The sequence below is a fragment of the Psychrobacter sp. CX21 genome (assembly GCF_057396255.1).
In genome coordinates this window covers 110,788-124,713 of sequence record NZ_JBXYJG010000007.1, presented here as the reverse complement: position 1 = coordinate 124,713, position 13,926 = coordinate 110,788, and the positions used below count along the sequence as shown (strand labels likewise).

The following is a 13,926-nucleotide window of genomic DNA, read 5'->3' as shown; positions in this document are numbered from 1 at the left end:
TAATATGCTTCATCTAGAATTTCGACTACGGGACTATCACCCACTATGGTCAGATTTCCCACTCTGTTCGTCTATTCTAAAATCCGTCGGCTCCTCCCCGTTCGCTCGCCGCTACTAGGGGAATCTCTTTTGATGTCTTTTCCTAAGGGTACTGAGATGTTTCACTTCCCCTCGTTCGCCTACCAGTAAACTGGTATACCTAGCTTACGCTAAGTGGGTTTCCCCATTCAGAAATCTCCGGATCACAGGATATTGCCGCCTCCCCGAAGCTTATCGCAGGCTGTCACGTCTTTCTTCGCCTCTGACTGCCAAGGCATCCACCATGTGCGCTTAATTACTTGACCATACAACCCCAAAGGGTCTTATACATTAATAAATTAATGTGTATGAATTAGCAATTATAACGATATCACCTTGATAATTTACGCTTGATTCAGTTCTCTTATTACTTTTTATAACCAACCTCTTGGGATAACAGCAATACTATATTAGCTATTGACGTTAAAGAGGTTGATTAATGGTTAGCAGATGGCTCAGTGATGATTCATCCGCTAACCGAATATTACAACTCATATCTATGTTTTTAAATAGTAATAACGTCTTCATCAGATCGTTATGTTGTTTCTGTATAAAACAGAAGTAAGAAATCGTTTTACTGATTGCTTACTTCTATTTTATCTTCTTACTATCTCTACTACGTAATGGTGGAGCCAAGGAGAGTCCTGACCTCCTGCGTGCAAGGCAGGCGCTCTACCAACTGAGCTATGGCCCCTGAGAAGCGTGAAGAAATGTGCTAGGAGCACATTTTAGCTTCGCAAGAGAAAATCTGTGATTTTCTAGTGCTTTCCGTATGATAAGTGGTGGGTCTGATAAGACTTGAACTTATGACCCCCGCGTTATCAACACGGTGCTCTAACCAGCTGAGCTACAGACCCTGAGCGAGGATATAGATGAAGCACTGCTTCATCCCGAGCGCAAGAGAAATTTCCTTTAAGGGAAATTTCTATAAGTCTTGCTTCCTCGAAAGCTTTTATCTACTAAAACTAAAGAACAACTTGTTGTGAATTCTTGCTGACCGAATGCCGTTTATAAGGAGGTGATCCAGCCGCAGGTTCCCCTACGGCTACCTTGTTACGACTTCACCCCAGTCATCGACCACACCGTGGTGAGCGCCATCCTAAAAGGTTAGGCTACCCACTTCTGGTGCAATCAACTCCCATGGTGTGACGGGCGGTGTGTACAAGGCCCGGGAACGTATTCACCGCGGCATTCTGATCCGCGATTACTAGCGATTCCGACTTCATGGAGTCGAGTTGCAGACTCCAATCTGGACTACGATAGGCTTTTTGAGATTCGCATCACATCGCTGTGTAGCTGCCCTCTGTACCTACCATTGTAGCACGTGTGTAGCCCTGGTCGTAAGGGCCATGATGACTTGACGTCGTCCCCGCCTTCCTCCAGTTTGTCACTGGCAGTATCCTTAGAGTCCCCGGCATAACCCGCTGGTAACTAAGGAAAAGGGTTGCGCTCGTTGCGGGACTTAACCCAACATCTCACGACACGAGCTGACGACAGCCATGCAGCACCTGTATTCTAATTCCCGAAGGCACTCTCGTATCTCTACAAGATTCTAGATATGTCAAGACCAGGTAAGGTTCTTCGCGTTGCATCGAATTAAACCACATGCTCCACCGCTTGTGCGGGCCCCCGTCAATTCATTTGAGTTTTAACCTTGCGGCCGTACTCCCCAGGCGGTCTACTTAGTGCGTTAGCTGCGTCACTAAGGGATCAAGTCCCCCAACGACTAGTAGACATCGTTTACGGCGTGGACTACCAGGGTATCTAATCCTGTTTGCTACCCACGCTTTCGAACCTCAGTGTCAGTATGATGCCAGGAGGCTGCCTTCGCCATCGGTATTCCTTCAGATCTCTACGCATTTCACCGCTACACCTGAAATTCTACCTCCCTCTCACCTACTCTAGCCTAACAGTATCAGATGCAGTTCCCAGGTTAAGCCCGGGGATTTCACATCTGACTTATTAAGCCACCTACGCTCGCTTTACGCCCAGTAATTCCGATTAACGCTTGCACCCTCTGTATTACCGCGGCTGCTGGCACAGAGTTAGCCGGTGCTTATTCTGCAGCTAATGTCATCGCTTATGGGTATTAACCATAAGGTCTTCTTCACTGCTTAAAGTGCTTTACAACCAAAAGGCCTTCTTCACACACGCGGCATGGCTGGATCAGGGTTGCCCCCATTGTCCAATATTCCCCACTGCTGCCTCCCGTAGGAGTCCGGGCCGTGTCTCAGTCCCGGTGTGGCTGATCATCCTCTCAGACCAGCTACAGATCGTCGCCTTGGTAGGCCTTTACCCCACCAACTAGCTAATCCGACTTAGGCTCATCCAATAGCGAGAGCGCAAGCGCCCCCTTTTCCCCGTAGGGTGTATGCGGTATTAATACGAGTTTCCCCGTGCTATCCCCCACTACTGGGCAGATTCCTAAGTATTACTCACCCGTCCGCCGCTCGACGCCTGATAGCAAGCTATCATCGTTTCCGCTCGACTTGCATGTGTTAAGCCTGCCGCCAGCGTTCAATCTGAGCCATGATCAAACTCTTCAGTTTAATCTTGCTTGTAACCTTTCACTTAATTAAAAGTAAGATAGATTACTAATCTTGGCTCATTTAATACTAGCAAATTGCTTTTCGTATGTTTCATATAATGAATTAACTTCGAGTTTTTCTGCTGTATTAAATGATAATTTTTTATAGTTAGTCATTATCCATACCTATTAATAGATACAAACAATCCCAACTTCATTTTTAGCATTCTTAATCAGCAAAAATCCACACAAGTTGTTCTTTAGTTCTAGCTTTTAAATAATGACTAGCTTGTCGTCCAAGACTAGTGTATTTCTTGCTTAACACCTCTGAGATCATCTCTCTTCGTGCCGAGCAGGCTGACTATTCTATCACCATTTTTCGGTGTGTCAACTTTTTATTTCTTTTAATTTTCTCAGGGTTTTCACTTTAAAAACTCTCGTTTTTTTAAGTGCGTCCTAATGAGCTGCGTATTATAGGCGTTTTATTTTTGGTGTCAATAAGTTTATTAGATTTTTTCAAATAAATTTCTATATTAATCAATATCTTCTGCTATAGCTACTATGTTCTGGTTATCTCATAGCCCCGCTTAACTATATAGTGTTACTTATGCTATAAGGCTATAGCATTCCAACAGATTTAAAGAAGTCTTTATAAGCCGCTACTTTTTTATCTAGAGATAAAGGATACGCTCTTGATGTTGAGGGTAAGCGATAAAGTGTCAATTCCCGTCCTGCGTATGTATATTCAATCTGCTGGTTGGTTTTAGGCCATTTAGACTTAGCTATCTTTAAACCCTGATTCTCTTGTAGTAATTGCATTAATATCTCTGTGGCTTTCCCACCTGTTGTGAATAGAGTTTTTACATGGGGTACTTGTCGCAAGACTTCTTTTAAATCTACAGTTTCTACAATGGTTAGAAATTCATCTGCTGCATTGTCCTTTTCTCGGATCACGCTTTTAACTGTGGGACAAGATGCTATTCCACGCTCGTTCAAAAAAGCTTTGATTCGTTCCGGATCAAAACCCTTTTTATCATCTGTGCGCTGCGTATCTATAAAGTGATCTGCGTCATCAAAAAACACACGTCCATAGATGCGCCACATATCATTATGAAAGTTGGGATAATGGAATTGCATTCGCCATTTATCAGCCTTTGGTGGCATGGTGCCCATCATCATAATCGTGGCATGTTTTGGTAATACGGGTTTAAATGGATGACTTTCTACCACCCTCCCATCTGGTAAAGTTTTAAAATTATCACGCTTCATATTCCACTCCAATAACGCATGAACTAAAAATGTAGTTTTAGTTCATTGTTTAAATTGTTCGACTGTTAAATGTTCAACGTTTAAAAAAAATTTTCTAGTTTAAAATGTGCTTCAAATAATATAACTAAACAAACTTATACCTTATTTAATCATTCGTATTTATATCCGATTATTAATAATTCAAGCGGTAAAAGTTGCCATTTTATTCATGCCTAAGTTGGTTTTATTTTATTGGTATAATCAAATTTAATATTGCTTTAAACTGATAGCTATAATCACCAAATATTCGACGTAATAATAGTCTTACTTAGTGAATAATAAAGTTATATGAGTTAAGTTATGTGAATATAGCTAAGTAACTGCCGTTATAAAGAGTTATCAAAATAATTATTTTAAATTTGATATCGTAAATTTTGACGCGCCATTTATAAAACACCCTACTTTATATAATCCAATATCTATCCCCAAACGACCTTCAAAGAGGCATTATGAGCAATTTAAATGTAGAGATAATTAATCATCCCTTAGTACGTCATAAATTAAGCTTAATGCGTGCCAAAGATTGTAGTACTTATAAATTTCGCACCTTAACCATTGAGCTTGCCCGCTTGATGGCTTATGAGGCATGTCGTGATTTTGAAATAGAAGAGTTTAGTATGCCAGGGTGGGATAACACTGACATCATTGGTGAACAAATTGTTGGAAAAACAGTTACAGTAGTTCCTATTTTACGAGCTGGCTTAGGGATGCTTGATGGGGTATTAGACCTTCTTCCAACTGCAAAAATTTCTATGGTAGGTTTACAACGTGATGAGGAGACGTTACAGCCTGTGCCTTTTTTTGAAAAGTTGGTCGCTGATGTAGACCGTCGACCTGCATTGATTATCGATCCAATGCTAGCCACTGGCGGCTCAATGGTAGCCACAATTGATATGTTAAAAGAAAAAGGCTGCTCAACAATTAAAGCTTTGGTATTAGTCGCGGCTCCTGAAGGAGTTCGTTTGGTTAATGAGACCCATCCAGATGTTGAGATATACACCGCTTCTTTAGACAGTCACTTAAATGAAAACGGTTATATAATCCCCGGCTTAGGTGATGCTGGAGATAAGATTTTCGGTACTAAGTAGCTAACTTAAGGCCTCATTACTCAAATGATCATCATTAAGTTGTTGATATCACTCTATAACAGCAAGTGTTTATTACCTATTGTTAAGTTACTAACTTATAGAATAGTGCCTAATAAGGAAGGTTAACTTTGGTTGGGCGGTGTTTTTAAGATTTTGCTCTTGGGACAAAGTTAAATTCTGAAAATCCAGAATCATTACTTCGTTGCGTGCTCCATCAGAAGTGCGTTTATTATGCTTTACGGCAAATGCTTTAACTTTTTTTGAATTGACCTTTATTATATTTAATATAAAAACTGAGTTTGGATCGAGATTAAAAACTTGTGGTTTACTCTTCCCTTTGGAGTAATATTTAAGGGCCTCATTAATCGCTTGGAAGGGGTTTAACGTAGTGATTAATAGCTTATCTCTGCGCATCGTGTTAGAAAGCTGCCCGCCTGCTAACAACATTTGATCTTTGGGTAAATACTGAGTATGCCGCATTAACTCATGCTTCAATATCTCTGGCATATCTGTGTTAAACACATCTTCGGTTTGCTGGTAAAAGGCACTAAAGCTGCGCTGTATGTAACGACCAAATACGGTAAAGTTCACCCAATCATGATAAATATCATTTTGTAAAAGTAGCTGGCTAAACTGCTTCTGATTATCTCTTAATTGAGAAGATAAGTAAGGGTTATCTGCGTTCGTCGCTCGATAATACAATTGTGTTTGCAAGGTATGAATAAGTAGCTGTTGCGCTGACTCAACTTTTTGATGCCCCCAGTTAAGTGGATATAGCGCTTGATCCAGACTCGGTAGCTCTGGGATAAGGGGTGATGAAGCTTTTCGATTTAAAAATGAAAGCATCACTGCTCCGGAGTATGGTTAACAGTTTGCTCAAAAGCTAAAAAATTCTTACGCTCAGTATCTGTCCATGCTAATTTTTCAGTTGCGTCTTTATTTAAGCGCACTAACACAGACTCCCCTGTAGCCGCCACAGCTTGTTGGGACTGGCTATAATAACAATACTCCATAACCAAACTGGTATTCCCGAGTTTTTTAGTGCGAACACCGATAAGCAGAGTATCTGGGAATACCACAGGTTTTAAATAAGTGCAGCTTGATTGAGCCAACACTGTGGTCACCTCTTCGGAAAAAGCACCCAACTCACTCAAGTAATTAATACGCGCTGACTCAGCATAACGATAATAAACTACGTTATTGACATGATTAAAGGCATCCATATCATTCCAAGCGACAGGCTGAACATAAATACTGGCAAAACCAGCCAGGTCTTCAGGCATATCAAACTCTTTATCTAATGTAAAACTAAACATGGATATAGTATCTCTCCACAGCTTCTATAAATTGCAACAGTAGCTGTAACGATAGTTTAAATAGGGGTTAGAAGTATAACGTAGAAATTTTTAAGACTTTACTCTAGGTTTGTGACACAAGTCACGACTAATAGTCAGTATTAAAAGCATTCCAAATTTAACGGGTTTTATCTATTGATTTTCAAGCAGTAGCCTGACACCTCGCCAAACTTCATCAGGATCTAAATGTTCAATGCGGATACAATTGAGTTTCAAATCACTGACCGTATCGGTAAGACGCTTACCAAAGGTTAAATAATAGAAGTCCGACATAGCGTAAATTGTATCAGGCAAATCAGAATCAAGCTCTGCAAATTGTTCTCTCCAGTTAGTAAAAGCTTCACCACTACTGATTAGAACAATAGGGCGTTTAGGATGATTTATAGCCTTGAGACGATGTGCTAATTCGCTAAACTTTAAGGCAGTATCACGAGGACAACGACGCTGATACCAAGCTATGGCATGTACCGTCACCCCATTTTCTTGCAAAAAGTTTACCAAGACACGTCTTCCCCCTCGCCCACGCCAGACCAAAATATGATCGTCGTTACCTAACGTGTTTAAAGCAGACAGCTTTATCATGCCTTCGTTGCTATACTCATCAGGACATTGTACTTGCCAGCCAGCGTCTCGCAAAATTTCTGCGGTAGCATGACCAACGGCGATGACTACCGCTTTAGGAATAAACCCTTTTGGACAAGCAGCTAAACCCATTCGAGCCGCCGTTGGACTAACAACCACCAAAGCCTGATACTTATTAGGCTGTTGATAAAAATCTAGCTGATACTGCTGTTCGCGCTCACTAATATCAACGGTCACTAATTCTAGTAAAGGCAATGTCAATACCGTCATCCCTTTTTCTTGCATGGCAAGGTTTAAGGGCTGAGCACGACTGGTTGGACGGGTATTGATAAAAACCATAACACCCCTAAAAGCTAAATAATAGCAATTAATAAAATATATAATCGACAGTAACCGGCTTATTCATGTTACGTTTTAAATACCATGCCAATAAATAAACCTTATTTATTGGAATAAATTGCCGCTAAAATACCATCTGCCCCCAATGACAGCAATTCATCAGCCACATCGATGCCTAACTGCTCTGCTTGAGTCTCACGATCGGCCTGATTACCTGTTAAAGCAATACGTTTATCCGCTTTAAGTAGTGTGGTTCCATCTTCAGACCCTACTCTGCCGCGTAGCCATAATGTTTTGACATTAGACTGCTCTGAGTCTTTTTCAATGACAGAGTATGCTGCAATAGGAACCTGACACCCACCTTCTAAACGACGGTTTAGCGCTCGCTCAGCTTTTAGGCGAATACGGGCTTGTCCATCGTTAAGAGGCTTTAATAAAGATAAAACGGCGTCATCACCTGCACGGCATTCAATGGCCAACGCCCCTTGCCCTACTGCAGGCAAACTAATATCTATATCTATTTCATGTTTGATACGATCACTGAGCTCAACTCGTTGCAGACCACTGGTTGCTAGTATAATCGCATCATATTCGCCGGCATCTAGCTTACCTAACCGAGTTTGCACATTGCCTCTAAGCGTTTTGATTTGTAAGTCAGGACGGTAGGCTTTTAGTTGACACTGACGACGTAGGCTTGCGGTTCCGACCACCGCTCCTTGAGGTAAATCGTCTAACTTATCGTAGGTATTTGAAATAAAAGCATCTGTTGGGGACTCACGCTTACAATATGTGCCTAATAACAGACCTTCAGGTAGCTCCATAGGCACATCTTTTAAAGAATGAACTGCAATGTCTGCTCTACCGTCATAAAGTGCTTGTTCAAGCTCCTTAACAAATAGACCTTTACCGCCTATTTTAGCCAACGGGGTATCAAGGATTTTATCTCCTTTGGTCACAATAGTTACCAAACTGACTTCAAGCTCTGGATATAAAGACTCTAAACGAGACTGTATGTGTTCGGCTTGCCACATGGCGAGAGGGCTTTTACGAGTCGCAATTTTTAAGGTCTTAAGTGCAGTGGAATGTGCTGATTTAGTCATAGTTATTTTTTCTTAGGTATGGTTGTAAAGTGGAAATAAAATTTAGTCTTAAGGCTCGATATTAAACCTAACGATTATCTCGCCTATTTAACCATAATTGGTCATGTATTTCAGTGATGTTATGTTGAGCGCTTACTTAATTCGCTTAAGTGGCCGAGCAATCAGACAACAAATAGTTGTCAGTTAATAATTAGTAGTTGAATGACATTGGTTTAATATTAGTAGCTCAATGACAGTAGCTTCTGGACAGTAGCTTAAGAGAGCAGCTAACCATCATCGGCTAACTGGCAAGGCGACCTAGTCCTTTGCTATACTGCTTTTGAATACTACTTACTTTACGCCATTTTTGGATTTGAACTGATATGACAGACAACGACTCGAATAAAACTTCTACTACTCAATCAAATGATTCTAATAGCAGCAGTGGTCAAGGGCAGCAGATGTGGGGTGGGCGCTTTAGTGAAGCAACAGACAGCTTCGTTGCGGCATTTACCGCTTCAGTCGGCTTCGATCAGCGCTTTGCTAGACATGACATTCAAGGATCGATAGCTCACGCTACCATGCTAGGTCGTTGCGAAATCTTAACTGCAGAAGAAGTAGAGACGATAATAGACGGCTTAAATCAAGTACAAAAACAGATTGATGCCGGCGAATTTAAATGGTCGATCGCCCTTGAGGATGTACACATGAATGTCGAGTCTCGCCTAACCGATATCATTGGTACTGTCGGTAAAAAACTGCATACGGGACGTAGTCGTAATGACCAAGTAGCAACCGATATTCGTCTATGGCTACGTGAAGAGGTAGATAATATCGTGGAGTTATTGGTTAAGCTGCAATCAGGGTTGCTAGACTTGGCTGAGAAACACACCGATACTATTATGCCAGGGTTTACCCATTTGCAAACCGCGCAGCCAGTAAGCTTTGGTCATCATGTATTGGCCTGGTTTGAAATGCTCAATAGAGATACAGAGCGCTTGATCGATGCCCGTCGTCGTATCAACCAAATGCCTTTGGGCAGTGCAGCGCTGGCAGGCACTACCTTCCCAATTGACCGTACGATTACGGCCGAGTTGCTAGACTTTGAAGGTATTTGTCAAAATTCTTTAGATGCTGTATCTGACCGAGATTTTGCTATCGAGTTTACCTCAGCGGCCTCTATACTGATGATGCATCTATCACGTATGAGTGAAGAGATTATCTTATGGATGTCAGCGCAGTTTGATTTTGTGCAAATCCCAGATAGATTCTGTACGGGCTCATCAATTATGCCGCAAAAGAAAAATCCTGATGTTCCTGAGCTGGTGCGTGGTAAAGCTGCAAGAGTATTTGGTCAACTAATCACCTTACTAACGTTAATGAAAAACCAACCACTGGCTTATAACAAAGACAACCAAGAAGACAAAGAGCCGTTATTTGACTGTGTTGATACCTTAACCGGCTCTTTACTTGCATTTGTGGATATGCTGCCTAATATAGTACCTAACAAGGAAAATATGCGCGCTGCCACCATGAAAGGCTATGCCACAGCCACCGATTTAGCAGATTACTTAGTAAGACGCGGCGTGGCTTTTCGAGACGCTCATGAAGTTGTTGGGAATGCGGTCGCTTTAGGTATTAAAGAAGGCGTTGATTTAAGCGAACTTGAGCTTGAGCAACTACAACAGTTTAGCGATGCTATTGGAGAGGATGTTTTTGATTATTTAACGCTTGAAGGCTCACTGGCAGCGCGTGATCATCTTGGCGGCACTGCACCAAAACAAGTTATCGAGGCTGTTGCTCGCGGTCGTGAGCGTATCAAAAGCTTTAACATCGATTTAAAGTAACCGTTTTAAAGTGGCTTATTTAATACAGCGTTTAGACTTAGCTTTTAGCAAATAAATATTTGAAAATAATAGGATAAAATAATGACAGCTACCTTTAATCCAAAAGCAAATATGGTGTTTTGTCGTAAATATCAACAAGACATGCCGAAAATGTCAAACCCGCCTTTTCCCAATAAAAAAGGGGAGGAGCTTCAAAACACAGTGTCTAAAAAAGCTTGGGATGAATGGTTAGAACTGCAGACCATGCTCATTAATGAGAACCATCTAAGCATGCTAGACCCTGAAGCTAAGAAGTTTATCAATGAGCAACGCGAGAAGTTTTTAGACAATGCTGACTATGAGCGACCTGCGGGTTATACGCCTCCGTCTTAACCCTACCTTAATATGATTGAAATATTTGGGGCTATTTATAATTAGTATATGTCACTGACAGAGACTAATTCTAAATAGCCCCTATTATTAAAGAGCTATCCGCAGCAAAGTCTGATTAAACTTAATGAGCTGTGCCGTCTTTATTTTCTTTTTTTATTCCAATACATAGTCCTAACATCACTAAAAAATATATTGGTGTCGCTGAAATATAGGCTAAAGGCAACATCCACATAAAAAATAAACTACGCATCTCGCCAGTGGCGCCTTGCCCAATCACTAAATCAGTGAATACCAAATAAAAATACGCCATCATAATACTCAAAAATGGAAAAAGAAGACCGGTAAATATCATAAGTGACCAAGTATACTCAGGAGTATCTTGCTGAGTTTTTTTCAGTAATTGGTAGTTTGTTCGCCCGAACACAAGCAAAGCAAATAGTATGACAACATAGAGCGAGATACTTGTTAAAACTTTAGCCACAGCATTCAATGGCTTTTGATAAGTAAATGACATCTTAGTAGGGGTTTGTTTTTTAGACGCCCAGTGCTTCGTTTGTTCTAATGGCTGATCAAATTCTGCATCAATATCCACACTTATATAATCCGTATTCCCTTCGAAATTAAAGGAGAGTCTAGTCCCTTGATACGCTGCTGCAGGTTTGAAATTAGCAAATCTATAGTCAAAGGAGTTTATGCCAGTCCAATCGCTTCCATAGTAAGATGAGTCTACGCTATAGGTAGTACGGATAGTATGCTTACCTTTATCTAGATTTGAAACTATAAACTGTGAATATTCTTGATAAGAACGAAAGGGTTCAACTCCATTTTCGCTCATAAAAGTCGTGCTATTTAATAAACGGCTTAGGTCACCCGATGCATCAATGTCTTCTTGGTTAGCTGTAACAACAGCTCGATCATTTTGACTGTTGTTTTGCAAACCTCTATTTTCAGTAGAATAAATTGTGTCCGCATCTTCCAGTAGATTTGGCTCAATTATCTGTACTTCAACAGGTTTACCATCAATGCTAATGGATATTTTTTTATCTTCATAATAAGTAACATCACCATACGTGTTAAAAATTACTGGTACTTGCAGTCCATCCTGTGTGTTTATAATATGATATTCGGCATGATACGTTGCGGTATCAAAATCTGCATCTGCATCAATGTTGATAACTTCTGACAATACTTTTATATTTTCATTAAAATCAGCTGGTCCTATAGAAGTACCTTGAAACATAATGGGTTGAAACGCAAAAGCTGGCATTATCATTATAAAAACGATAACAGCATAGCCTATTATATGAATCAGTTTTTTTATCACCCTTTTCAATAGAACTTTACCTTTAAATAAATCTTATGCTCTTTAAATAAATCTTATTATCTTTAAACAGTTAATAAATATAAGTGTACAGCTTTTAATCAGAAGCAGAAACTATATGGTGATAAAAATAAAAAAAAGCCAATATCTTAATGATATTAGCTTTTATAATTAATACTTACCTTACTTATAAAATCACCCTATTCACCATTACGCGCCGCCAAACTTTCAGAAGCTTCTTGTACAGTTTGTTCTATAAATAGAAAGTCGGTATGACGCACATCTTTACCACTACTACAGTAGATAACAAGCTCTGCAATATTGCGCGCATGATCACCAATACGCTCAAGTGCACGAAGTACCCATAAAATATTAATAACCTTAGACACATGCCTGCTATCTTCCATCACATAGGTCATCAATGATCGACTGGCAGACTGATACTCAGTATTTACCGTATTATTACTTTGTAGTACTGATAACGCCTGCTCTGGGTCTAGACGCGTAAACGCGTCTAATGAATCGAGCAACATGAGGCGAACCTGATTGGATAAATGCTGTACTTCTGAATAGCCACGTGGCGATGCGCCCTCTTCGTGTAACTTTCGAGCCATGCGTGCAATCTTGCTCGCTTCATCCCCTACCCGTTCAAGATCCACAACCCCTTTAGACAAGGCCATAATCAATCTTAAATCGCTGGCAGCAGGTTGACGTTTGGCAACCAGCAAAATCACCAATTCATCAACCTTGATTTCCATTTGGTTAATCACGTCATCCGTTTCAATAACTTGATTGGCAATCTTCAAATTACTGTCGATAAGTGAATGCGTGGCCGAGGTGACTTGTTCAGCAGCCATACGACCCATTTGCATAAATAGATCGATACATTCTTTCAAATCATTATCAAAACTTTTAGACGAATGTTTTTCATTAAGTGGCATAAGGGCCCTTTTAAATATTTTAAATCTGCTAAAACGCTTTAATCTCTTGATACAATTAAGGCTACATTTTAGGTGTCATTCTAGCCGTAACAATTCATCTAGCCATAACAACCCATCTAGCCGTAACGACCCGTAATATAATCTTCAGTGGCTTTTTGCGCTGGATTAGTAAATACTTGATTGGTCTCACCCATCTCAACCATATCACCTAAGTACATATAACATGTATAGTCAGAAACGCGGGCTGCTTGCTGCATGTTATGGGTTACGATAGCGATGGTGTAATCATGCTTTAGATCTTCAATAAGATCTTCAATAGCGCCTGTTGAGATCGGGTCTAGCGCTGAGGTTGGCTCATCCAATAGAAGAACTTCAGGCTTTGTTGCCACACCGCGGGCGATACATAACCGCTGCTGCTGACCGCCTGATAACGACAGACCTGATGCTTTAAGTTTGTCTTTCACTTCTGGCCATAGTGCTGATTTTTTAAGCGCCCATTCTACTCGATTATCCAGTTCAGCTTTACTTAGCTTTTCGTAAAGACGCACACCGAATGCCACATTGTCATAAATTGACATAGGAAACGGCGTAGGCTTTTGAAAGACCATACCAACACGTGCACGTAGCAAGTTGACATCCACATCTTTTGACAAAATATTCTTGCCATCAAGAATAATTTTGCCATCAGCATGCATACCAGGATATAAATCGTACATACGGTTAAACGTACGTAGTAAAGTAGACTTACCACAGCCTGACGGACCGATAAAGGCGGTGACATTTTTTTCAGGGATATCTATATTAATGTCTTTGAGGGCTTTGAAATCGCCATAATAAAAATCTAAATCACGAATTTCCATTTTGGCTGGCGGCATGTTATCTGGTAGATCAGCCACTGTTTGTTTCGTAAAAGACGCGGTATCAGGCTGCTCTTGCTGATTACCTGTCTCGATTGGCTGCTCTAACATCGTGTCATTGCTGTTTTTAACGAGTTTATTATCTGTCAATGGTTTGCTCTCTAATACGTCTGTCATGGTAGTACCTTATAAATATATGAAAAAAATGAATTAAACTTAATCGTCGTTGGAT

Annotated in this window: 11 protein-coding genes, 2 tRNA genes and 2 rRNA genes; 3 read left to right on the top strand and 12 right to left on the bottom strand. The window is 40.6% G+C overall.

The features are described 5' to 3' along the window. From AC2SLP_RS06085 to AC2SLP_RS06065, 5 genes are all read right to left on the bottom strand, one after another. Positions 1-344: ribosomal RNA gene (locus AC2SLP_RS06085) — 23S ribosomal RNA — on the bottom strand; the annotation flags it as partial. A 358-nt stretch (positions 345-702) separates the two neighbouring features. Beyond that, a tRNA-Ala gene (locus tag AC2SLP_RS06080) sits at positions 703-772 on the bottom strand. 86 nt (positions 773-858) lie between these two features. Beyond that, positions 859-935, bottom strand: a tRNA-Ile gene (locus tag AC2SLP_RS06075). A 154-nt stretch (positions 936-1,089) separates the two neighbouring features. After that, positions 1,090-2,627: ribosomal RNA gene (locus AC2SLP_RS06070) — 16S ribosomal RNA — on the bottom strand. 596 nt (positions 2,628-3,223) lie between these two features. Then, positions 3,224-3,874, bottom strand: coding sequence for a DNA glycosylase (locus tag AC2SLP_RS06065; RefSeq protein WP_486535782.1), 651 nt, complete (start codon positions 3,872-3,874; stop codon positions 3,224-3,226). A gap of 488 nt (positions 3,875-4,362) precedes the next feature. On the opposite strand from AC2SLP_RS06065, the gene upp reads away from it, so the two are divergent. Next, the gene (upp, locus tag AC2SLP_RS06060; RefSeq protein ID WP_486535775.1) at positions 4,363-5,001 is read left to right on the top strand and encodes a uracil phosphoribosyltransferase; all 639 of its coding nucleotides are present in this window, start codon (positions 4,363-4,365) and stop codon (positions 4,999-5,001) included. 90 nt (positions 5,002-5,091) lie between these two features. Here the strand turns inward: upp and AC2SLP_RS06055 are convergent, their stop codons facing one another. The 4 genes from AC2SLP_RS06055 to hemC all read right to left on the bottom strand — a co-directional run bounded on the left by AC2SLP_RS06055 (position 5,092) and on the right by hemC (position 8,377). Further along, positions 5,092-5,847 carry a hypothetical protein gene (locus tag AC2SLP_RS06055; RefSeq protein WP_486535774.1) on the bottom strand — a complete coding sequence of 252 codons (756 nt, stop codon included), beginning with the start codon at positions 5,845-5,847 and terminating at the stop codon, positions 5,092-5,094. Then, entirely contained in the window at positions 5,847-6,317 is a 471-nt protein-coding gene (locus tag AC2SLP_RS06050) for an acyl-CoA thioesterase (RefSeq protein WP_486535773.1), read from the bottom strand. Before AC2SLP_RS06050 ends, AC2SLP_RS06055 begins: the two co-directional genes overlap by 1 nt. A gap of 171 nt (positions 6,318-6,488) precedes the next feature. Next, positions 6,489-7,277, bottom strand: coding sequence for a uroporphyrinogen-III synthase (locus AC2SLP_RS06045; RefSeq protein WP_486535772.1), 789 nt, complete (start codon positions 7,275-7,277; stop codon positions 6,489-6,491). A gap of 101 nt (positions 7,278-7,378) precedes the next feature. Beyond that, positions 7,379-8,377, bottom strand: a complete 999-nt coding sequence (gene hemC / locus AC2SLP_RS06040) for a hydroxymethylbilane synthase (RefSeq protein ID WP_486535771.1) — start codon at positions 8,375-8,377, stop codon at positions 7,379-7,381. 440 nt (positions 8,378-8,817) lie between these two features. Between hemC and argH the strand changes: the two genes are divergently transcribed. Together argH and AC2SLP_RS06030 are read left to right on the top strand one after the other, a co-directional pair. Beyond that, positions 8,818-10,203: an argininosuccinate lyase gene (gene argH / locus AC2SLP_RS06035; RefSeq protein WP_486535781.1), complete on the top strand. Its 1,386-nt coding sequence runs from the start codon at positions 8,818-8,820 to the stop codon at positions 10,201-10,203. Positions 10,204-10,284: 81 nt separating this feature from the next. Then, a complete protein-coding gene (locus AC2SLP_RS06030) occupies positions 10,285-10,575 on the top strand; it encodes an oxidative damage protection protein (protein ID WP_486535770.1) in 291 nt (96 codons plus the stop codon). A gap of 121 nt (positions 10,576-10,696) precedes the next feature. Here the strand turns inward: AC2SLP_RS06030 and AC2SLP_RS06025 are convergent, their stop codons facing one another. The 3 genes from AC2SLP_RS06025 to pstB all read right to left on the bottom strand — a co-directional run bounded on the left by AC2SLP_RS06025 (position 10,697) and on the right by pstB (position 13,871). Beyond that, entirely contained in the window at positions 10,697-11,761 is a 1,065-nt protein-coding gene (locus AC2SLP_RS06025; protein WP_486535769.1) for a hypothetical protein, read from the bottom strand. 335 nt (positions 11,762-12,096) lie between these two features. Then, positions 12,097-12,837, bottom strand: coding sequence for a phosphate signaling complex protein PhoU (phoU, locus tag AC2SLP_RS06020; RefSeq protein WP_486535768.1), 741 nt, complete (start codon positions 12,835-12,837; stop codon positions 12,097-12,099). 116 nt (positions 12,838-12,953) lie between these two features. After that, the gene (pstB, locus tag AC2SLP_RS06015; RefSeq protein ID WP_486535767.1) at positions 12,954-13,871 is read right to left on the bottom strand and encodes a phosphate ABC transporter ATP-binding protein PstB; all 918 of its coding nucleotides are present in this window, start codon (positions 13,869-13,871) and stop codon (positions 12,954-12,956) included. Positions 13,872-13,926 lie beyond the last annotated feature (55 nt).